25 protein-coding genes are annotated in these 18,451 nt (G+C 53.9%); 14 read left to right on the top strand and 11 right to left on the bottom strand.

Annotated elements, in window-relative coordinates; translation table 11 throughout:
- Positions 1-32: 32 nt before the first annotated feature.
- Positions 33-1,055 (bottom strand): ketol-acid reductoisomerase, encoded by a 1,023-nt coding sequence (gene ilvC / locus L0666_RS05755; RefSeq protein ID WP_235259359.1) that lies wholly within the window; start codon positions 1,053-1,055, stop codon positions 33-35.
- 134 nt (positions 1,056-1,189) lie between these two features.
- Here ilvC and L0666_RS05750 point away from each other — a divergent pair, with 134 nt between their 5' ends.
- The 3 genes from L0666_RS05750 (at position 1,190) to L0666_RS05740 (ending at position 3,325) form a co-directional block, all read left to right on the top strand.
- On the top strand, positions 1,190-1,645 hold the full coding sequence (locus L0666_RS05750) for an Lrp/AsnC family transcriptional regulator (RefSeq protein ID WP_235259358.1): 456 nt from the start codon (positions 1,190-1,192) through the stop codon (positions 1,643-1,645).
- On the top strand, positions 1,642-2,094 hold the full coding sequence (locus L0666_RS05745; RefSeq protein ID WP_235259357.1) for an Lrp/AsnC family transcriptional regulator: 453 nt from the start codon (positions 1,642-1,644) through the stop codon (positions 2,092-2,094). The genes L0666_RS05750 and L0666_RS05745 overlap by 4 nt, the downstream gene beginning before the upstream one ends.
- A gap of 103 nt (positions 2,095-2,197) precedes the next feature.
- A complete protein-coding gene (locus L0666_RS05740; RefSeq protein ID WP_235259356.1) occupies positions 2,198-3,325 on the top strand; it encodes an aminotransferase class V-fold PLP-dependent enzyme in 1,128 nt (375 codons plus the stop codon).
- Between the two features lies 1 nt (position 3,326).
- Here the strand turns inward: L0666_RS05740 and L0666_RS05735 are convergent, their stop codons facing one another.
- Positions 3,327-3,977 carry a DUF2461 domain-containing protein gene (locus L0666_RS05735; protein ID WP_235259355.1) on the bottom strand — a complete coding sequence of 217 codons (651 nt, stop codon included), beginning with the start codon at positions 3,975-3,977 and terminating at the stop codon, positions 3,327-3,329.
- A 62-nt stretch (positions 3,978-4,039) separates the two neighbouring features.
- Between L0666_RS05735 and L0666_RS05730 the strand changes: the two genes are divergently transcribed.
- Entirely contained in the window at positions 4,040-5,392 is a 1,353-nt protein-coding gene (locus L0666_RS05730; RefSeq protein ID WP_235259354.1) for an MATE family efflux transporter, read from the top strand.
- 13 nt (positions 5,393-5,405) lie between these two features.
- Here the strand turns inward: L0666_RS05730 and L0666_RS05725 are convergent, their stop codons facing one another.
- Positions 5,406-5,822 (bottom strand): hypothetical protein, encoded by a 417-nt coding sequence (locus L0666_RS05725; protein WP_235259353.1) that lies wholly within the window; start codon positions 5,820-5,822, stop codon positions 5,406-5,408.
- 60 nt (positions 5,823-5,882) lie between these two features.
- Positions 5,883-7,085: a pyridoxal phosphate-dependent aminotransferase gene (locus tag L0666_RS05720; RefSeq protein ID WP_235259352.1), complete on the bottom strand. Its 1,203-nt coding sequence runs from the start codon at positions 7,083-7,085 to the stop codon at positions 5,883-5,885.
- Between the two features lie 88 nt (positions 7,086-7,173).
- On the opposite strand from L0666_RS05720, the gene L0666_RS05715 reads away from it, so the two are divergent.
- The 3 genes from L0666_RS05715 (at position 7,174) to L0666_RS05705 (ending at position 8,454) form a co-directional block, all read left to right on the top strand.
- Entirely contained in the window at positions 7,174-7,569 is a 396-nt protein-coding gene (locus tag L0666_RS05715; protein WP_235259351.1) for a helix-turn-helix domain-containing protein, read from the top strand.
- Positions 7,566-7,835 carry a succinate dehydrogenase assembly factor 2 gene (locus L0666_RS05710; RefSeq protein WP_235259350.1) on the top strand — a complete coding sequence of 90 codons (270 nt, stop codon included), beginning with the start codon at positions 7,566-7,568 and terminating at the stop codon, positions 7,833-7,835. The genes L0666_RS05715 and L0666_RS05710 overlap by 4 nt, the downstream gene beginning before the upstream one ends.
- Positions 7,836-7,938: 103 nt before the next feature.
- Positions 7,939-8,454, top strand: coding sequence for a MarR family winged helix-turn-helix transcriptional regulator (locus L0666_RS05705; protein ID WP_235259349.1), 516 nt, complete (start codon positions 7,939-7,941; stop codon positions 8,452-8,454).
- A gap of 97 nt (positions 8,455-8,551) precedes the next feature.
- On the opposite strand, the gene L0666_RS05700 is transcribed toward L0666_RS05705, so the two are convergent.
- From L0666_RS05700 to L0666_RS05690, 3 genes are read right to left on the bottom strand one after another with little or no spacing between them, the layout of a single operon-like run.
- Positions 8,552-8,986, bottom strand: coding sequence for a VOC family protein (locus tag L0666_RS05700; RefSeq protein ID WP_235259348.1), 435 nt, complete (start codon positions 8,984-8,986; stop codon positions 8,552-8,554).
- Positions 8,987-9,042: 56 nt separating this feature from the next.
- A complete protein-coding gene (locus tag L0666_RS05695; RefSeq protein WP_235259347.1) occupies positions 9,043-10,455 on the bottom strand; it encodes a tetratricopeptide repeat protein in 1,413 nt (470 codons plus the stop codon).
- 3 nt (positions 10,456-10,458) lie between these two features.
- On the bottom strand, positions 10,459-11,607 hold the full coding sequence (locus L0666_RS05690; RefSeq protein WP_235259346.1) for a hypothetical protein: 1,149 nt from the start codon (positions 11,605-11,607) through the stop codon (positions 10,459-10,461).
- A gap of 349 nt (positions 11,608-11,956) precedes the next feature.
- Here L0666_RS05690 and L0666_RS05685 point away from each other — a divergent pair, with 349 nt between their 5' ends.
- From L0666_RS05685 to L0666_RS05665, 5 genes are all read left to right on the top strand, one after another.
- The gene (locus L0666_RS05685; protein ID WP_235259345.1) at positions 11,957-12,790 is read left to right on the top strand and encodes a thymidylate synthase; all 834 of its coding nucleotides are present in this window, start codon (positions 11,957-11,959) and stop codon (positions 12,788-12,790) included.
- Positions 12,791-12,793: 3 nt separating this feature from the next.
- The gene (locus L0666_RS05680; RefSeq protein WP_235259344.1) at positions 12,794-13,270 is read left to right on the top strand and encodes a dihydrofolate reductase; all 477 of its coding nucleotides are present in this window, start codon (positions 12,794-12,796) and stop codon (positions 13,268-13,270) included.
- Between the two features lie 128 nt (positions 13,271-13,398).
- On the top strand, positions 13,399-13,902 hold the full coding sequence (locus L0666_RS05675) for a hypothetical protein (protein WP_235259343.1): 504 nt from the start codon (positions 13,399-13,401) through the stop codon (positions 13,900-13,902).
- Positions 13,899-14,117, top strand: a complete 219-nt coding sequence (locus tag L0666_RS05670) for a hypothetical protein (protein ID WP_235259342.1) — start codon at positions 13,899-13,901, stop codon at positions 14,115-14,117. Before L0666_RS05675 ends, L0666_RS05670 begins: the two co-directional genes overlap by 4 nt.
- Before the next feature lie 107 nt (positions 14,118-14,224).
- Entirely contained in the window at positions 14,225-14,548 is a 324-nt protein-coding gene (locus tag L0666_RS05665) for an arsenate reductase family protein (RefSeq protein ID WP_235259341.1), read from the top strand.
- A gap of 672 nt (positions 14,549-15,220) precedes the next feature.
- Here L0666_RS05665 and L0666_RS05660 read toward each other — a convergent pair.
- A complete protein-coding gene (locus L0666_RS05660) occupies positions 15,221-15,427 on the bottom strand; it encodes a cold-shock protein (RefSeq protein ID WP_235259340.1) in 207 nt (68 codons plus the stop codon).
- Positions 15,428-15,543: 116 nt separating this feature from the next.
- Between L0666_RS05660 and L0666_RS05655 the strand changes: the two genes are divergently transcribed.
- Both L0666_RS05655 and L0666_RS05650 read left to right on the top strand, forming a co-directional pair.
- The gene (locus L0666_RS05655; protein ID WP_235259339.1) at positions 15,544-15,888 is read left to right on the top strand and encodes an arsenate reductase family protein; all 345 of its coding nucleotides are present in this window, start codon (positions 15,544-15,546) and stop codon (positions 15,886-15,888) included.
- Positions 15,888-16,253: a hypothetical protein gene (locus L0666_RS05650; RefSeq protein ID WP_235259338.1), complete on the top strand. Its 366-nt coding sequence runs from the start codon at positions 15,888-15,890 to the stop codon at positions 16,251-16,253. Before L0666_RS05655 ends, L0666_RS05650 begins: the two co-directional genes overlap by 1 nt.
- Here L0666_RS05650 and L0666_RS05645 read toward each other — a convergent pair.
- From L0666_RS05645 to bufB, 3 genes are read right to left on the bottom strand one after another with little or no spacing between them, the layout of a single operon-like run.
- Positions 16,250-16,783: a DoxX family protein gene (locus L0666_RS05645; protein WP_235259337.1), complete on the bottom strand. Its 534-nt coding sequence runs from the start codon at positions 16,781-16,783 to the stop codon at positions 16,250-16,252. The genes L0666_RS05650 and L0666_RS05645 overlap by 4 nt on opposite strands.
- Positions 16,784-16,795: 12 nt before the next feature.
- On the bottom strand, positions 16,796-17,530 hold the full coding sequence (locus L0666_RS05640) for an HvfC/BufC N-terminal domain-containing protein (protein ID WP_235259336.1): 735 nt from the start codon (positions 17,528-17,530) through the stop codon (positions 16,796-16,798).
- Complete coding sequence (bufB, locus tag L0666_RS05635) at positions 17,527-18,378, bottom strand: MNIO family bufferin maturase (RefSeq protein WP_235259335.1); 852 nt, start codon at positions 18,376-18,378, stop codon at positions 17,527-17,529. Before bufB ends, L0666_RS05640 begins: the two co-directional genes overlap by 4 nt.
- Positions 18,379-18,451 lie beyond the last annotated feature (73 nt).

Here is an 18,451-nt window from a genome sequence, read left to right as displayed (position 1 = left end):
GGGCGGCCTATCGCGTTCTAAATGCTTAGAACTTAGTTCTTCGCTTTGTCGACCATTTTGCCTTCGGAGATCCAAGGCATCATTGCGCGCAGCTTTGCACCAACCTGTTCGATCTGGTGCTCGTCGTTTGCACGACGGGACGCTTTGATTGTTGGCTGGCCAACAGCGTTTTCAAGCATGAAGTCACGAACGAATTTACCGGACTGAATGTCAGCCAAGGATTCTTTCATCGCTTTCTTCGTTGCTTCGTATGGCAAGATGCGTGGGCCGGTGACGTACTGGCCGTACTCAGCTGTGTTGGAGATGGAGTAATCCATGTTTGCAATGCCGCCTTCATAGATCAGGTCTACGATCAGCTTTGTTTCGTGCAGGCATTCGAAATACGCCATTTCAGGCTCGTAGCCAGCTTCTACAAGTGTCTCAAAGCCCATGCGGATCAGTTCAACGATACCGCCACACAAAACAGCTTGTTCGCCGAAGAGGTCAGTTTCACATTCCTGACGGAAGTTTGTTTCGATGATGCCGGAACGACCGCCACCGATTGCGGAACAGTAGGACAGGCCAATTTCTTGGGCTTTGCCGGATGCGTCTGTGTCAACAGCGATGAGGCACGGAACACCGCCGCCTTTTGTGTATTCGCCACGCACAGTGTGACCTGGGCCTTTTGGCGCCATCATGATCACGTCAACGCCTTCCTTAGGCTCGATCAGGCCGAAGTGGACGTTCAGGCCGTGGGCGAATGCGATTGCTGCACCTGGCTTGATGTTGTCGTGGACGTATTTCTTGTATGTTTCTGCCTGCAGTTCGTCGGGCATTGTGAACATGATCACATCACACCAAGCCGCAGCTTCAGCGATACCCATAACTTTCAGGCCTTCGCCTTCGGCTTTGGCTTGAGAAGGGGAACCTTCACGCAGGGCGACAACAAGGTTTTTCGCGCCTGAATCACGCAGGTTCAAAGCGTGGGCGTGGCCCTGGGAGCCATAGCCGAGGATGGCGACTTTTTTGTCTTTGATGAGGTTAACATCGCAGTCACGGTCATAATAAACGCGCATGGGGAAATCCTTTGGTTGCGGTTAGATTGCGGTCCTTATGGCGCAGGTTTTGGATGGATGCGAGTGGCGTTCTTATGGGTTTATTTCATTTGATGAAGTTGTTATTCGTGATTTGTAGATAAATTGAGATTATCATGCTTGACGATACCGATCGCCGTTTACTGCGCCAGTTGCAGGCCGAACCTACTTTGACTGCCGCCGAATTGGCGCAGCGCGCTGGCGTGTCTGCCCTAAAAGCCACGCGCCGTTTAGGACGATTGCAAGAACAGGGCATTCTAAAGGGGCAACATGCCGTAATCGATTGGGCAGCGTTGGGCTATGCGGTCGGGGTTTCGTTGCGGATCACCTTGGACAAAACCCAAGTCCGTGCGTTTGACGAATTCATGGAAGCGGCTCGCGGTATAGCCGAAGTGACCGAAATCCAGACGTTTCTAGGACGGGTCGATGTGCGTCTGAGCGTGATCGCCCGTGACATGGCGCATTATCAGCAAATTTACCGCGATCAAATTCTAGCGCTGCCCCATATCGCTGACATCGAAGCCTTGATGACCGTGGCGACTCTGCTCAATGACGAAAGCCTGCCGTTATGACGCTGGATGACATGGATCGCGCCATTTTGGCAGCACTACAAAGAGACGCCACGCAGACCGCTGCGGCTGTTGGGGGGCGCATTGGGTTAAGCCAACCTGCGACATGGCGACGGATAAAACGCCTGCGCGAGGCTGGAGTTCTTGCGGGACAACGGGTGTCGCTGGACGCACAAGCGCTCGGGTTTGGGGTTACTGTCTTTTTGGGGGTAAAGCTGGCGACGAAAGGGCGCGTTAGTCTTGATGATTTCGAACGCGCCGTCACGGCAATCCCCGAAGTGCAGTTGGTTGAACATGTTCTGGGGCTTTATGATTACCGCATTCGTGTCGTCGCCCGTGATCTGGCAGATTTCGAACGGGTCTTGCGGCGCCGTGTCATGACCTTGCCTGGTGTTGGCGATGTCGAGGCCAACGTGTTGTTGAGCGATGAACGCAGGCCCGGTCCCATTTAGGCCAAGTCGGATTTGGGCTAGACAGTTTCCAGTATTCTGCGAAAGACTTTGCACAACCAGTTGGGGCACAGTGTCGTTGCCTTAACATGTAAAGGATATTCAGATGACTGCTAATCATTCCCCAGTTGATCCCGATGGCTTGATGGAATTTTCCGTCGTTTTCACCGATCGCTCGTTGAACCACATGTCAAAGGTGTTTCAGGGCGTCATGCGCGATCTGAACGGGATGTTGGCGAAGGTTTATAACGCGGACGGCGTGGCGATTGTTCCAGGAGGCGGCACTTACGCGATGGAAGCTGTTGCACGACAGTTCGGGGCAGGGGCGCATGCGATGATCGTGCGCAACGGCTGGTTTTCGTACCGTTGGAGCCAGATTTTCGACGCGGGCGATTTTGCGGCCAAGCAGACGGTTCATAAGGCTCGCCAAACTGGCAACGACAGCCGCGCCCCATTCGCGCCGGCACCAATTGAAGACGTCACCGCCGCCATCCGTGAGGCAAAGCCTGTTGTGGTCTTTGCGCCGCATGTGGAAACCAGTGCGGGAATTATCCTTCCGGATGATTATGTGACCGCCCTTGCCGAAGCCGCACACGAGGTTGGCGCGTTGATGGTTCTGGATTGCATTGCATCTGGTTGCGCGTGGGTTGATATGAAGGCGACAGGCGTTGATGTTCTGATCTCGGCGCCGCAAAAAGGCTGGTCGTCCAGCCCGTCCGCTGGCTTGGTCATGATGTCCGAGCGCGCTTTGGAAAGGTTAGAGGCGACGAATTCTGACAGCTTCGCAGTTGATCTGAAGAAGTGGTATTCGATCATGCAGGCTTATCTGAACGGTGGGCACGCCTACCACGCGACAATGCCGACAGATGCCCTGCGCGATTTCCGCGATACCATGCAAGAAACCGAAGAAATGGGCTTTGACGCCTTGCGCGACGCCCAATGGAAACTAGGCGACGGTGTGCGGGCCTATTTCGCAAGCAAAGGCATTAAATCCGTTGCCGCTGACGGGTTCGGCGCACCGGGTGTGGTGGTCGGTTATACGGATGATCCAGACATTCAGAACGGTTCAAAATTCGCTGGTGCTGGGATGCAGATCGCAGCTGGCGTGCCATTGGCCGTCGATGAGCCCGCCGATTTCCGCACGTTCCGTATTGGATTGTTTGGCATTGATAAACTGCGCGACGTAGATGCGACGTTAAAAGCATTCAAGGACGTCGCTGATCAGGTCCTCTAGGCTATAGCGTCGGCGTTTCAGCGACGCCGATCAGCATGTCTGACAGGGGCCAAAGGTCAGCAAAGGCGCCATCCAAACGTTCGACCAGATCGCCCGACATTTCTGGCTGCCCCGTGGCGACCAGGCCTTTTTGGCGCAAAAGGTCAGCATAAGGGTGATCTTTGTCAAAGGGCGGCGGCACTCGTTTTAATTTGGGCTCCCAAAGGGTGTAGCCCTTATCAGTGACGGAGCGGATGCGACCAGCCATGTGATCACCATCAAGGTCGACCATCTTACGCCAATCCATCAGCACGTCCTTGCTAAACTCCATCATTCCGGTGCCAACGGTGACCTCAGTCAGATTGATACCAAAGAACACGACGGGGTTCTGGCGCGCGCCAGCCTCAACGGCCCACATCATATGTAAATGGGTCGTGTAGGGTGTCTTGTCTTTGGAAAACCGGACGTCGCGATGCGCGCGGAACAGTTTTGGCGTGACGTCGAACCCCGTCAGAGACTTTAGCCTTGGTGACATCGTGTCGAGCAGCGCTTTGGCGGGATCACGCAACTTATTGTCATACTCGGCCTTATGGGCGTGGAACCAGTCACGGGTGTTGTCGCGTGACAGGGCGCGTAGAAAGGTCTGCGCGTCGTTAATCAAAGTATCAAACATTGTGTGCTCCGGTTAACAGACATTGGCTAGACCCAAGCTAAGATTGAGCCTATGCCGATATCATGTCTACACCAATGTCATATCAAACGCATGTCTCGCGATTGCTGAAACTGGGTCTGCCTTTGGTCGGGGCCAACGTTGCAGGCTTTTCGATCCATATGACGGATACGATCATGCTTGGGTGGTATTCGGTTTCGTCCCTAGCTGCCGCGACTGTGGCGACCGGGCTGTGGTTCGTGATCTTTATCATCGGCGCAGGGTTTGGTCGTGCGGTAACACCAATGGTTGCCGAAGCCATAGAGCAGGGTGATGAGACTCGCGCGCGCCGCGTGACACGCATGGCGTTGTGGCTTTCGGCAATATATTCGACGCTGTTGATCGTTCCGTTCATGTATGGAGAACAGGTGCTGCTGCTGATCGGGCAGGAACCGAGCGTTGCCGCCGAGGGTGGGCTGTACCTGCGGATCGCAGTGCTAGGCATGTTCCCCGCCATGGGCGCGCAAGTGATGCGGTCCTATCTGGGTGCGATGGAACTGACAGCCGTGCAATTGTGGATCACTCTGATCGCACTCGCGGCCAATGCCTTGGTCAATTACGCTTTGATCTTCGGTAATTTGGGCGCACCTGAACTTGGCATCGAAGGGGCGGCGATTGCGTCCGTTGTGATCCAGTTGCTCCAGATGATCGCCCTCATGATCTATACACAGCGCACCAAACCAGAGGCCGAATTGTTTCGCCGTATTTGGCGCAGCGACGCCGAAGCAATGGGCGAAGTGTTCCGGCTTGGCCTACCGATTGGGCTGACGTCCTTTGCAGAGGGCGGCTTGTTCGTTGGGTCCTCAATCATGATGGGCTGGATCGGTGAAGTGGAATTAGCGGCCCACGGAATCGCGCTGCAATTGACGGCGTTCATGTTCATGTTCCACGTCGGCATGTGCGAGGCCGCAACGATCCGCGCCAGCCGTCATTTTGGTGCCCGCAACGAAGTTGATTTGAAACGTGGAGCATACGCAGCCTATGGCGTTTCGCTGACCTTTGGCCTGCTGGTCGTCTTGGTTTACCTCGCGATGCCAGGTACCTTGGTGTCCATGTTCATTGACCCGACCGATCCGGCCCGTGATGCCGTTTTGACGCTCGGCATATCGCTGATTATCGTGTCGGCGTTGTTTCAGTTTGTGGATGCAGGGCAGATTGTGGCGCTGTCCGTATTGCGCGGCGTGCAAGACACGCGCGTTCCTATGTGGCTGGCGATTGTCAGCTATTGGGTGATCGGCATTCCGTCGAGTTACCTGCTCGCGTTCACATTTGGGGTCGGGCCTGTGGGCTTGTGGTTGGGGCTGACCGTGGGCTTGGGAATCGCTGCTATTCTGCTTGGCTTAAGGTTTTGGGCGCGAACAACGCGCAGCACCGGCTAAGTGCGCGCGTTGTTTATTCAGCGGCATCTTGCGCCTTCATCAGGCGGTCAGCCTTTTTGCGCACAAGCAGCGAGCGCAGGTCATGCATTGCCAAAAGCAGGTCGTCAGTCACCTCCTCCAACTGGTCGTCTTCGGCCTTTGATTGCACCCACTGTGTCGTAATATTGAGGTAATCCACAGCACGGTGGATGTCGTCAATATCGCGGCGTGCCAGCAGGGCTTTACGATCCGTCATCCAGCTTTCGATTTCTGCGATGTCTTCATCGCTTAGCGTGCGATCCCCGTGTGGTTTCACTTCGCCGTTTTTGATGTTGATGACCGCAATCTGGTCCATCTCAATGCGTCGCTGCCGGTTTTCCGTGTCCACACGAAACACCGCTGCGCCGTTCTCACGGACACGGAAATAATAGTCGGGAAGCTCTGCACTCATGGTGGGGCCTACTCACTGGTTTGCGGTATGTTAGCAGCGCGAATGTGATGTCGCTAGGGTTTAGCGAAGACCCGCACAGAAGGTTTGAATGCGAGAGCAGGCATCTTTCAATGCTTCATCCGACGTCGCATAGCTCACGCGGAAATTCGGGCTAAGGCCAAAGGCGGCACCGAAGACAACTGCGATCCCAGTCTCCTCCAGCAAGGCTGTAGCGAATACTTCGTCATTGGTGATTTTGATGCCCGCAGCGCTGGTCTTGCCGATGCAGCCCGCAATGCTTGGGTAGACGTAGAATGCGCCGTCGGGGACAGGGCATTCAATGCCAGCGGCGTCGTTCAACATAGACACAACCAGATCGCGACGGCGTTGGAACAGTGCGCGGTTGCTTTCGAGGAAATCTTGTGTGCCGTTCAAGGCCTCAACTGCAGCCCACTGGCTGATGGTGCAAGGGTTGGACGTGGACTGGCTTTGCACTTTGCGCATTGCATTGATGAGAGCAACTGGTCCGCCCGCATAACCGATCCGCCAGCCCGTCATTGCATAGGCCTTTGACACACCATTGGTGGTCAATGTGCGATCATAGAGTTGCGGTTCAACCTGCGCGGGGGAGCAGAATTTGAAGTCCCCATATGAAAGGTGTTCGTACATATCATCCGACATTACCCAAACATGGGGGTGACGCAGCAAAACGTCTGTCAGCGCCTTTAGCTCTTCCCAGCTGTAGCCCGCGCCCGTTGGATTGGACGGTGAGTTAAAGATCAGCCATTTGGTCTTGTCGGTAATCGCCGCCTCAAGCTGTTCTGGCGTCAGTTTGAAACCGGCCTCAAGCGAGGCTTCGGCGATAACTGGAGTTCCGCCAGCCAGCAGAACCATATCGGGATAGCTGACCCAATAGGGGGCAGGAATTACGACCTCGTCGCCCTCGTTCAGGGTGGCCATCAGTGCATTATAAAGGATCTGCTTACCGCCCGTGCCGACTGAAATCTGGTTCGGTTGGTATGAAAGGTCATTCTCGCGTGCGAACTTATCACAGATTGCTTGCTTCAGCTCGGGGATACCGTCAGGGGCCGTGTATTTCGTCTTACCGGCATTGATTGCGGCGATCCCTGCGTCTTTGATATTCTGCGGCGTGTCAAAGTCAGGTTCACCAGCGCTAAGGCTGATGACGTCTTTGCCTGCGGCCTTCAGTTCACCGGCTTTGGTGTTCATTGCAATGGTCGGGGACGGTTTGACGCGGTCGAGTGTCGCAGAAAGGAAGGGCATTTGGGGCCTCGTGTAGCAAGATCGGTTAAGACCTGTCATATGGGGCGGGGTAGGCGCTGGCAACGCGCAATTCAGATAAGGCACGAGCATGACTGACGTAGACGACAATCACGATTGGTACAGTGAAGAAACGGCAACGTTTGGAGATCGCTTGGCTGCAGCACGCGAGGCTGCCAAGCTGAGCCAAAAAGGGCTGGCACAGAGGGTCGGTGTCAAAAACAGCACGATGCGCAATTGGGAAAATGACTTAAGTGAACCGCGTGCGAACCGACTAAGCATTCTTGCAGGCATTCTAGGGGTTTCGCTTAGCTGGCTTTTGACCGGCGAGGGCGAAGGCGTCGAGGCTCCCGAAGAAGAGGACCAGGTGGCACCTGACATGACGGTATTACTGACTGAACTGCGGTCGGTACGTGCACAAATGGCGGTGTCTGCTGAACGTCTGGCATTGCTGGAAAAACGGTTCCGAGCGGTGGGGAAATCATGAGCGAAGAATTGGACGTAATGCGAAAACGGCTGCACATGCGGTCTATCCGGCGCGGCATCAAAGAAATGGATATCATTTTAACGGCTTTCTCTGAGGCGCATTTGGCAGATCTGGGTGAACCGCAGTTGCAGCAATATGATGCGCTGCTATCAGAAAACGATCATGATTTATATCAATGGGTTACGGGGCAGGTGGTAGAGCCGGACCACTATTCGGGTTTGATGGAGAAGATCCGTGAAGGTGCCGTTGGCCTGACCAAACCCTAGTTCGAAGCCCTCTATCGATCATATCGAATTTCCAGCAATTTAACGGAATATTTTACCTCCGCATGGCAATCGAGTCGCAGACAATTTTGTGACGGAGTTTAAGATGAGCCTGCATTCGCTGCCGCCTAATTCCAGCACGGCCCCCAGCGGGGCTGAGGCTGAATTCATGACGACCTATCTCGATGCCTTGACCTTGGTCGAGCGGTTGCATCGACTGCTGTTGGACGTGATCAAAGACGAATTCGAACGGGTTGGCGTATTGGAAATCAATGCTGTTCAGGCATTGTTGCTGTTCAATATCGGCGACAACGAAGTCACCGCCGGGGAATTGAAAAGCCGGGGGTACTATCAAGGCAGCAATGTGAGTTACAATCTCAAGAAGTTGGTCGAAATGGGCTACATGCACCATCAACGCTGCGAGATTGACCGCCGTTCAGTGCGTGTTCGTCTCACCGAAAAGGGGCGAGGTGTCCGTGATGTCGTGTCGCGCCTCTTTGCAAATCACGCAACGGGGCTGCAAGAACGTGGTGTATTAGATATGAATGGCCTCGATGAGATTGCCACGGCGTTGCGCCGCGTTGAGCGATATTGGACCGACCAAATTCGCTATATCTACTAGGGCTTTAGGCGCCCACACGAAACCAAACATGGTTCGGGGGCGCCTCAGGGCTTGATCTGACGGTGGTCGATGTCAGCTATGAATAGCCTTTTGGAACTTACCAGTGACCTGTGTTTTCCATACTTGCCCAAGGTTCCGCAGGGGCGAGTCTGTCACCCTCTTGCAAGAGCTCAATCGATACGTTGTCTGGGCTGCGGACAAATGCCATATGGCCATCGCGTGGCGGGCGGTTGATGGTGACGCCATTGTCCATAAGTGTTTGACAAAGATCGTAAATATTTTCGCATGTATAGGCGAGATGACCAAAGTGTCGGCTGTCGGACGGCAGCGCATCATCACCGTCCCAGTTGTAAGTTAATTCTACGTCGGCATGACCGTCAGCCTGATCCGGCGGGCACAAAAAGACCAGCGTAAACCGCCCGCCCTCATGGTCTGTTCGTTTTCGTTCAACAAGTCCGAGCAGTTTGTAGAATGCAATTGAAGCGTCCAAGTCTTTGACGCGGACCATCGTGTGTAGATACTTTAGGGACATGTGACCTCCTAGGTTATTAGTCGGAACCTATCATGGATGTAACAGACGACCAGTCGTTAGAAGCTGGATCGGAAATTTAATCCAACTTGCACGCCTTCAGTGTCAAACCGTGGCACGGATGAATCTGTGCGCCGACCTAGAACTGTGACCACGGGTTGGAATCCGAAGAAATCTACTTTGTTAACGCCGACGTCAAACCGGAGCGACGAAATCCGATCTTCGCGACCTGCGGGGTCATAGGCGGAGGTTTCATAGACGCGGAACTGTTCGGAATAGCTAGTTTCTAGGTCGATCCCTTCGATGATATCACCGAAGTCATACCTCACCCCAATCGTGGTGTCGCGATATGCAAGATCGGTGGTATCGGATGTTGCACGGGCGAGTTGCGCATTGAGGCCAAGCACGTCGCTATTGCCCAGCGTACGCGACCAACGGCTGCGTATTGAATAGGTCAAAATTTCCGTATCGCTCCCGTGGCGTGACGTGTGGCGCAGCCCGCCAGAGAAGGACAGGCGGTCCTCATTGGCTAAGGTAAAACCTGTTCCAAGGGTCGCATCGACTTCGAATTGGTAAGGATCCCCCCCCGACCAAGCGTTTGAGAGGCTCAATCTTGCGAAATAAGGGTTAGCGGATCCTTGTGGGCGCCATTCATGCAATATGCCGGTCGAGACCTTATAGTAAGACAGGCTTTCGCCGGTGACGTCGGGCGCAGTGTCCCGTGCCTCAGATGACATGATGTAAGTGCGGCCAAACAAGCCAAACTCGAGCGATGTGCGGTTGGTTTCCGATTGGGCGATGCGGTAGCGTAGGTCAGTCTGGAGCGACAGTTCCAACCCCGCTAGGGGGCGTTCATCGGCTGGGACTAGCCATTCGATTTCCCCCAAAACACCCGGTAAATAAGCAAAGCTGATGGTTTGATTTGCATTACCCGAATTTACATTGCTCGATGGGGCGAGCCCGAAGCTAAGTTCTACGGCAAGAGGGTTTGCGCGCCGCACGCGGCGAAATGCCTGCACGGCGACCTGTTCGGCTTGGGTATTTGGTGCGAACTGGATCGCGCGTCGTAACCAAAATTGTGATCGCGTGAACCGTTCAGATTGTGCCAAGACATCCGCCATGGCGAGAGAGGCGAGGTAGTTCTGTGCCGGTGTTTGCGCTGCGGTTTTGGCAGAGCGAGCCGCCGCTATTGCCGCATCTTGATTGCCAAGCGCAATTTCTGCCCGTGCCAGTGCGACCAGCGATGCGACATCGTTTGGGTTCGCGTTCACAAGGCTCAATGCGATCTCACGCGCGGCAGCTGGCTGACGCGCGTCGATCAATTGACCCGCCAAGGTTCGCGCTTCTTGCGGTGTAATCCGTTGTCCCGTGGTCTGTGCCGTTGTGTCAGTCGGCATCCCGCCAACACACAACACCAAAGCGACAAAGGCGGCCCGCGCCCCAGCCACGATAGAAAAACGCGGCTTGATCATGGGTTAGGGCTGCAGGTCGGTGACATAAACGCCGATTTCGCGCGCTTGGTATTCAGTTTCGATATCGACGCTTTCTGTTGAGGTGCCGCGAATATTTGCACCAATCGGCAAATCCGCCGCAGTCACTGTCAAAAGACCTACGTCAATCCCAGCGTTGACTTGCGCTTGGATAGTGTCGGCATCTGCAACGTCATAGCCATTTGTTTCATTCAAATTGCCATCTAAGTCTTCCCAGACAACAACTTCGAATTGGACAGTTTGAATGTCGGCCACACCTTCGATGATGAGATATCCACCCATCTCTTCGGCGTTCGGTCCTGCGATCAAGCCGTCATGAGTTCCGTTATCGCGGACTGAACCATCGTAGTAAGTCGAGGCCTGGCCATCCGCCCAAACGCCGGTGTCGGTATCAAAGGTCACGGATTCAATCGAGATATCAGGCAAGTCGCCGACCATTTGATCGCCATTTGCGTCCCGCGTCCGGTTTTCAACATAGCCTACGATTGTACCCTGCTGGCCCTCAAGAGGGTCAATATCCGGAACATCGAGAAAGAGCGTCACGTCACCGCGGATCAACTCAATGCCACCGCGTTCGTCATATGTACGCGTGCCGGCGTAGACGCCGACATAGGTATAAGACCCCTGAAAATCGTCAGGTGTGTCGTATTCATCTCTATTAACATTGGCGCCAGCAAATCCGAAATTGGCCCAGTCCTGGCCAGCAGCGGACGTCGCTTCTAGGTAGTCGCTTCTGACCATAACGGCGTAGTACTGCATTTCGCCGCTGATCGTTTCTTCGGTGTTTTGGAAAATGTTAGTGGTTTGACCATCGGCATTGGTTGTGCTCGCACCCGCTATATCATCGTAGACGCCATCGGGTCCGTCAAAAGGCAGGTTGTTGATAACCAGCGTATCATCGGTCGGGTCATTTGGGGTGTCGTTGTCATCGTAATCGACCGAATTCATGGTCAAGTTCCGAGTGGGTTCATAAGCAAACTTGTTGTCTACGGATGTATTGGGATCATTGGCATCCACCAGTTCAGTTTCGCCAGTATCCTCGTTCGTTGCCACGATGTCATCTTGAAACGGATTCTTCCCATCACACCCTGCCAAGAGGGCCGCTATCGAAAGTGCGGTAATAATTCTGCTCATAACGGCCGTCCCCGGATCAATGCTGCGCTGTTTGCGTTCTTATCGAGCATAGTCCGAAATTGACGCGCCCAAGTCAACGCGTGGTTGACGAGAAACTCCACCGCATGTGGCGGTTTTCGCCACAATATTGCGTAGATATAGTATGTGAGGTGCTTCAGGGCAGAATCACTGCCTGCGATTTGTTTCAAAACAGGGGACAACCACTTTCATATGACTTTCCCTCCCGTTGGCGGGCTGCGCGTTCTGTCAGGCAGCATTTTTGCTGCCCAAAGGGGGCGATAATCGGATGGCGTATCGATCTAATCCTCGGCATGATGGCCGGGTGAAAACATAAGAAACGAGGACTAAAGTGCGGCAATACCACGAAGCATTGAACACGATTCTGGAGAACGGCGAAGAGTCCTCGGATCGGACTGGGACGGGGACGCTGTCTTATTTTGGGCTGCAATCGCGCTATCGTCTCGCGGACGGATTTCCGTTGGTCACAACGAAGAAACTGCACCTGCGCTCCATTATACATGAACTTCTGTGGTTCTTGTCTGGTGATACGAACATCAAATACCTGAAAGAAAACGGCGTTTCGATCTGGGATGAATGGGCCGATGAAAATGGAGACCTTGGCCCAGTGTACGGCCATCAGTGGCGCTCTTTTCCCGCGCTTGAACCGACAGATCAGCGACTCGACGGTGAACCGTTGTTTAAAGGTCGCGAGATCGACCAGATTTCCAATCTCGTAGAGATGATCAAAACGTCGCCAGACAGCCGCCGTCTTATCGTTTCGGCATGGAACCCTGGTGATGTGCCGCGCATGGCTTTGCCGCCATGTCATACGATGTGGCAGGTCCGTATCATTAACAACAAACTGCACCTGCAATTGTACCAACGTTCAGCCGACATGTTCTTGGGTGTACCGTTTAACATCGCTTCTTATGCGCTTTTGCAGGTGATGCTGGCCCATGTGACAGGCTATGAGCCTGGCGATTTCGTGCACACCTTGGGGGATGCCCACATCTATTCCAACCACATGGAGCAAGTGCAATTGCAGCTGTCCCGTACCCCCAAAGCGTTGCCTGAGATCAAGATCAATCGCGACGTGACCTCGATCTTCGATTTCCGCTATGAGGATTTCGATATCATTGGCTACGACCCTGATCCTGCAATTCGCGCACCAGTGGCGGTTTAGATTATGATTACATTGATTGTCGCCCGCGATGAAAACGGTGCCATTGGCCGAGACGGGACGATCCCTTGGGACATCCCCGAGGACCTGAAATCCTTTCAGCGTGAAACTTTGGGCGGTGCGCTCATCATGGGACGTAACACGTGGGACAGCCTACCGTTCAAACCGCTACCCAAGCGCCTGAATGTGGTGGTGTCGTCCCAACCGGGCGCTGCGGAGACCGTTGTGTCTTCGGTCGCGGAGGCCGTGCAATACGCGTCCGATCAAGGCTACGCCCGCATCTACGGCATCGGCGGCGCTGGGATTTATTCCGAGATGCTGATGATTGCAGACCGGCTTCTGATTTCGGACGTCGAGATGACGGTCAAGGACGCGGACACTTACTTCCCCGAGGTCGATCTGAACGACTGGCGACTTGTGAATGAACGGGTGCTGCGGGAAGAGGGGCCGAAGTGCGTGGTTCGGGAGTTTTTGCGGGGGTAGAAGAGGGTGAAACCACCCCTTAAGTAGATTGACTGCTTTTGGTCAATACTTAAAGATGAGTGAAGATGCGCGGGAGGCTACAGGGATGAGAAAAAGCGAGCAGCGTGAGACTATGGGAGCTTGTGGAGGTGAGTGAAGCGAAACTTCAACTGGTAAATTATGCATTGGCCGATGTGGAAAATGCTCTACGCGATCAAAGTAGTACGCTTCATAATTTGCGAATTAGAACATCATACCTGCTCACACTCAATGGCCTTGTATTATCATTCTTTGCGCGAGATTTCTTTTCAATAGGTCGAGTGGCCACTAACAACGCTGAACAGAGTGATTCTTTGCTAATCGGTTGGATTGCCATCGGCTTCGCCGTCGTTGCTGTTGTGCTTTGCATAATGATACTTATCCCTAAGGGAGGATGGGTTTTTTCCAACTCAACGAAGGACTTCTTGGAAAAGTACGTTTTCGTAGACGAGGAAGTTGATGAGCTTGAAAGTAAAGCTATGGTCTCACTAATGAGGTTCGACCACTACAAATTAAACGAGGGAAAGCTGACAGCGCTTCAGTCTCTTTTCTTATTCGCGGCGATACTGGTTTTTTGCCAAATGTTATTTTGGATTATTGGAGAAATATTATGAGCGATGAAGAAACGGAGTCTGGCGAAGCAAATAAATCGACGCCTCAAACGGAAAAAAAATATGACAGGAAGCACTTTGATAAAATCACCGCTCGGTCCCGTGACACGGGAAAAGTGACTCTTAATTTTGAAACTCGCTCTGCGCAGCCGAACCAGCGACTTGCTAGATTGGCCAAAGATGCGAAAAATCGTAACACGGGCTCGGAAAGCGCATAGAGTTGCTGCCTCCCGATGGCGGGTCAGGGGCGTCGCTAGCCGATAGGGTGGTGGTTTTTCAGATGAATTTTGGGCACAGTCCCTCAAACAACAGAAAGCCAAACCTCATGATCCTTTACGGCCTACCAACGTGCACCGACTGTAAGAAAGCGCTTAAGGCGTTTGAGGACGAGGGGATCAAGGTCACCTTCCGTGATGTGCGGGCAGAGCCACTTTCAGAAGAAGAGTGGGCAGCCCTGATAGCTGAGTTCGGTGACAATCTGGTGGATCGGAAATCCCAAGCCTTTCGCAACTTAAACGCTTGGATGAAAGAAAGCGAAGCCGAGGCCCAGCTGGCCGATACTCCAGCCGTCATGGCGCGGCCAGTCATAACGGACGGAACCAAGTTTACGGTGGGGTGGGGCGAAGCCACGAAAGCAGAATGGCTCTAGTGCGCACAGATCGCTGAAATTCGTTAACGAATTGCACGATGCCACGTCGATTCGCGCAAAAATGAGGCGGCACCTGCCTGCTCGCGGCCAAATTTGTTAACTATTCAGCCGTTTTTGGGAAGCAATAAGCGAAAATTATTCAATTTGTTTCGTTTTTTGCGGTAATTGGCACTTTTCCGACGTTTTTTATAAGTCACTGAAAACAAAAGAAAACCGTTTTCCGAATCGGAGAGTCAATACATGTGACGCTACGTGCTTTGGGGAATGGATATTTATTGTTCCCGCTTTGGTCAGTCGTTTCGCCCTGTAGAAAGGTTGCATCACCAAAAACCTATGGGGGCTAAAGTGAAAACGACATTAACGAGTTCGAAACCAACACATACTTTTCCTAAAATCCGTACGGATCTTTTGGACCGCCTGTCCGACACTGCCGACGGACTTGTAAAGAACGATCCGCCTGCGCCTGTTAAGAAGCGGTGGTTCTTCCACTGATTTGAAATGTATCAGGTGCGGGGAATGGGAAATCCATTCTCCCCTGATATTGTAACGAGGAGGTTGTCATATGTATTGCATGAAAAATCAAACAACACAGCACAACCCATTGTACCCGCTGACGCCCCAGCAGGTACGAGATTTATTCAGAAAACTGATAGATCAGGAAGCGAAGAAGGCTTAGCCTGCTTGCAAGTTGCCTGCCATCTGACGCCCGTCACGACCTTCAATCAGGTCATATTCGATAGGCATATCATCCGCCAAACCTGTTAGTCCGGACTGCTCTACAGCAGAGATGTGTACAAACACATCTGCACCGCCTGTCTCAGGTGCGATAAATCCAAAGCCTTTGGTTGTGTTGAACCATTTTACTGTGCCTTTGGCCATTTTCTTCTCCTTAATATTGTCTTTAGGGCGCCGCACGGCGAGCCCTTGCGCTACCGTTAAGACTTGAATGAAAAAGGCAAATGACAATCCTGAGAAATCAGGGGATGATACGAAAAATGATTAAAACGGAGGCAGTCTTGCGGTTCTTTGGCTTAAAAACATGTGATACGTGTCGCAAGGCACTCAAGCAGCTTGCTGACCGCGAGGTCGAAGTCATCGACGTTCGTGCCGATGGCGTAAGTGCTGCAGATCAAGCAGCAATGATCAATGCGTTTGGGGCAGGGGTTCTTAACACCCGATCCACAACGTGGCGGGGATTAAGTGAAGAAGACCGTGCCCGCGATCCAGCCGCGCTTTTGGCGGCCCACCCGACCTTGATGAAACGTCCTATGATCGAGGTTGATGGCGCATGGTATCAAGGTTGGACACCTGCTACCAAGGCCGAAATAGGAGTAGAATAATGCGTAACGCAGCAGCCATCTTAGGCATCATTGCAGGGATCATGGGCATCTTCGTCGGCTTGTTCGGCTACGGCTGGGTCAGCCTGACCAATGAGGTGCCCGAAGCAAGCCAATTAGGCATGTTTGAACGCCCCGGATTTGTTCAATTCGCAAGTTTTGCCGCGCCGCTGGCCTGCATCGCGGGTGGTGCGATGGCCAAGGCGCGCGCGCTGTGGGGCGGGATCGCCCTGCTGATTGGTGCAGGGCTGTTCTATGCCGCCTTTGGTTTTAATGTGGCGACGATGTTCCCGATCGGGTTCGCCGGCTTGGGCGGCATCCTAGCGATAGCCGCCGGCAAGCCGGATGAAGACGTCGCGCACTTTTAACGGTTTTTGCTGAGCAGGCGGTCCACGGACAATGGGCCGCCACCTTTTAGCACCAGCGTCACCAGAACAACCATCCAGAACGCACGTTGGTCCAAGATCGCGCCGGTTGGCAGCCCGTCAAACCATTTGCCCAGCGTTTCGGTATGCGCAATCCCGCCGTGGCCGTACAGGTCGGTAAGGGATTGAACGACTACAAAGCCAATCATGCCGAGTGCCGCAAAGCGGGTGAACAACCCGATCACGATCAGCAGGGGCAAGATGTATTCTGCCAAGGTACCTGCAACAACGACCGCCCAATGGAAGGTCGACATTTGGCTGATGTCATAGCCAACGGCCTCCATCGCCTTTGGGAAGATCTGCGCGTAGCCGCCGACGCCGGGTGAAAACGGCGTACCATCCCATTTAGTGTTCGCGGAGTTCCAGAAATAGAACAACAACGTCGCAGCAAAGACGAAACGGGCCAAAGTAGGTAGGATCGCCGCTGCAGAGGCGTTTAGGGATTGGGTGATGCGGTCATAAGTTGCGAACATGGTATTGGTCTTTCAGGTCTTGAGGGAAATCAGTGCATTGCGGGATAAAAGAAGGCCGAGAAGCGGGCCAAGATCAAAGCCAGCGTCGCCACTTTGGAGGGCTTGGCCCAACGGTTGTCCGCCGATCAGGGCTTGGGTGACGGCGGCTTGTTCTTGCGTCAACGCATCGACCATTGGGTCAAATTCGGGGCGCGTTACCAGTGCTGGTTGCGCGACTTTTGCGATATCGCCGCCCGATGTATTGGCCGCCCAAATGGACTGTAGCGGGTAACGCGACGGGATCAGGTAAACAGAAGGCGCAAAGGCGAAAGTCACCTGCGGCAGGCTGTCAGGGGCGATTTGGGCCAATGCATCCGCTGCAATCGGGGTCGCATCGCTGGCGTGATAGCTGTGGCGCAAGGCCAGCTCAAGACGGGCCACATCTGGCAAATAGGGCACGGATTGTGCTGGGCCGAACCCCGCAAGGAATTCCGGCATCTCTTCGCCGTAAAACATCATCACAGGTGAAGTCGGTGGGTGTGCCCGCAGATAAACCCCTGCCATTGCGCGAAAAAAGTCATCGCCGACGAGCTTGGCAACGACGGGAAAGGCAGCCCCCAATGCGTCTGTCAGGCTCACCGCGACATTGTTGCGGTATACGTCAAACCGTTTGATGGCCTGTACACCGTCAGGGTTTCGCACACCTTCTGGCGGTGGGCTAGCAGGGTCCAGAAGGGCCGTCCGAAATTCCGTCTGCGTCGTGATCATGCGAGCACCGAAAGGGCGGCGTCAGCGCGTTTGGTTTCTTCGACCAGAACAGACCATTCAGGGACATCGGTGTCCCATTCGATCAACAATGGCTTGGGGCCGGATTTGGCCAAGGTGTAGTCAAGCAGTGCCCAAACAGGATCGACGACTTCAGCGCCGTGGCTGTCGATAAGCATGGGCGCACCTGTTTCATCTTCATCCTCATCGTGGCCGCCAAGGTGAATTTCCTTAACAGCATTAAGGGGGTAGTCGTCGATGTAGCCTTGCGGGGAATAGCCAAGGTTCACGGCGGACACGAAAACGTTGTTCACATCCAACAACAGCCCACAGCCCGTTCGCGTCACGATTTCAGAAAGGAAATCTGTTTCGGACATGTCGCTTTCGGCGAAGGCGAGGTAGCTGGACGGGTTTTCAAGAAGCATCTGGCGTCCAAGCACAGATTGCACTTCGTCAATGTGATCGGCAACGCGGGTGACGGTTGCCGCCGTGTAGGGCAGGGGCAGAAGGTCGTTCAGAAACGCGCTTTCGTGGGTCGACCACGCAAGGTGTTCGGAAAAACTGGCAGGGTTCAGCCAGTCACACAGGGTTTTCAAACGTGCAAGGTGGTCGGCATCCAAGCGGCCTTCGCCGCCAATGCTTAGACCTACACCGTGGACGGAAAACGGAAATTGTTCGGAGAGGTGGCGCAATTGCGCGAGTGGACGGCCACCCATGCCCATATAGTTTTCAGCATGAATTTCGAGCCAGCCGACGGGGCCTGCGTCTTTCATGATGTCATTAAAGTGCTGGGCCTTGTAGCCGACACCTGGGCGATTGGGCAGGGAGGGGTGTCGCGTGGCATCAAGCATGGTCAGGCTCCTTTAAGGTATGGCGCCCACCCTAATGCGGATGGGCGCCAAAGTCATGAAACGATCTGGATCA

The organism is Octadecabacter algicola, assembly GCF_021532625.1.
GTDB lineage: Bacteria > Pseudomonadota > Alphaproteobacteria > Rhodobacterales > Rhodobacteraceae > Octadecabacter > Octadecabacter algicola.
The sequence above is the reverse complement of the archived record's forward strand: the minus strand, read 5'-3'. Positions and strand labels throughout refer to the sequence as shown.

Excerpts from the sequence above, each read along its gene's own strand:
- ilvC (WP_235259359.1), bottom strand. The coding sequence starts at position 1,055 with ATGCGCGTTTATTATGACCGTGACTGCGATGTTAACCTCATCAAAGAC.
- L0666_RS05750 (WP_235259358.1), top strand. The coding sequence starts at position 1,190 with ATGCTTGACGATACCGATCGCCGTTTACTGCGCCAGTTGCAGGCCGAA.
- L0666_RS05745 (WP_235259357.1), top strand. The coding sequence starts at position 1,642 with ATGACGCTGGATGACATGGATCGCGCCATTTTGGCAGCACTACAAAGA.
- L0666_RS05740 (WP_235259356.1), top strand. The coding sequence starts at position 2,198 with ATGACTGCTAATCATTCCCCAGTTGATCCCGATGGCTTGATGGAATTT.
- L0666_RS05735 (WP_235259355.1), bottom strand. The coding sequence starts at position 3,977 with ATGTTTGATACTTTGATTAACGACGCGCAGACCTTTCTACGCGCCCTG.
- L0666_RS05730 (WP_235259354.1), top strand. The coding sequence starts at position 4,040 with ATGTCTACACCAATGTCATATCAAACGCATGTCTCGCGATTGCTGAAA.
- L0666_RS05725 (WP_235259353.1), bottom strand. The coding sequence starts at position 5,822 with ATGAGTGCAGAGCTTCCCGACTATTATTTCCGTGTCCGTGAGAACGGC.
- L0666_RS05720 (WP_235259352.1), bottom strand. The coding sequence starts at position 7,085 with ATGCCCTTCCTTTCTGCGACACTCGACCGCGTCAAACCGTCCCCGACC.
- L0666_RS05715 (WP_235259351.1), top strand. The coding sequence starts at position 7,174 with ATGACTGACGTAGACGACAATCACGATTGGTACAGTGAAGAAACGGCA.
- L0666_RS05710 (WP_235259350.1), top strand. The coding sequence starts at position 7,566 with ATGAGCGAAGAATTGGACGTAATGCGAAAACGGCTGCACATGCGGTCT.
- L0666_RS05705 (WP_235259349.1), top strand. The coding sequence starts at position 7,939 with ATGAGCCTGCATTCGCTGCCGCCTAATTCCAGCACGGCCCCCAGCGGG.
- L0666_RS05700 (WP_235259348.1), bottom strand. The coding sequence starts at position 8,986 with ATGTCCCTAAAGTATCTACACACGATGGTCCGCGTCAAAGACTTGGAC.
- L0666_RS05695 (WP_235259347.1), bottom strand. The coding sequence starts at position 10,455 with ATGATCAAGCCGCGTTTTTCTATCGTGGCTGGGGCGCGGGCCGCCTTT.
- L0666_RS05690 (WP_235259346.1), bottom strand. The coding sequence starts at position 11,607 with ATGAGCAGAATTATTACCGCACTTTCGATAGCGGCCCTCTTGGCAGGG.
- L0666_RS05680 (WP_235259344.1), top strand. The coding sequence starts at position 12,794 with ATGATTACATTGATTGTCGCCCGCGATGAAAACGGTGCCATTGGCCGA.
- L0666_RS05670 (WP_235259342.1), top strand. The coding sequence starts at position 13,899 with ATGAGCGATGAAGAAACGGAGTCTGGCGAAGCAAATAAATCGACGCCT.
- L0666_RS05665 (WP_235259341.1), top strand. The coding sequence starts at position 14,225 with ATGATCCTTTACGGCCTACCAACGTGCACCGACTGTAAGAAAGCGCTT.
- L0666_RS05660 (WP_235259340.1), bottom strand. The coding sequence starts at position 15,427 with ATGGCCAAAGGCACAGTAAAATGGTTCAACACAACCAAAGGCTTTGGA.
- L0666_RS05655 (WP_235259339.1), top strand. The coding sequence starts at position 15,544 with ATGATTAAAACGGAGGCAGTCTTGCGGTTCTTTGGCTTAAAAACATGT.
- L0666_RS05650 (WP_235259338.1), top strand. The coding sequence starts at position 15,888 with ATGCGTAACGCAGCAGCCATCTTAGGCATCATTGCAGGGATCATGGGC.
- L0666_RS05645 (WP_235259337.1), bottom strand. The coding sequence starts at position 16,783 with ATGTTCGCAACTTATGACCGCATCACCCAATCCCTAAACGCCTCTGCA.
- L0666_RS05640 (WP_235259336.1), bottom strand. The coding sequence starts at position 17,530 with ATGATCACGACGCAGACGGAATTTCGGACGGCCCTTCTGGACCCTGCT.
- bufB (WP_235259335.1), bottom strand. The coding sequence starts at position 18,378 with ATGCTTGATGCCACGCGACACCCCTCCCTGCCCAATCGCCCAGGTGTC.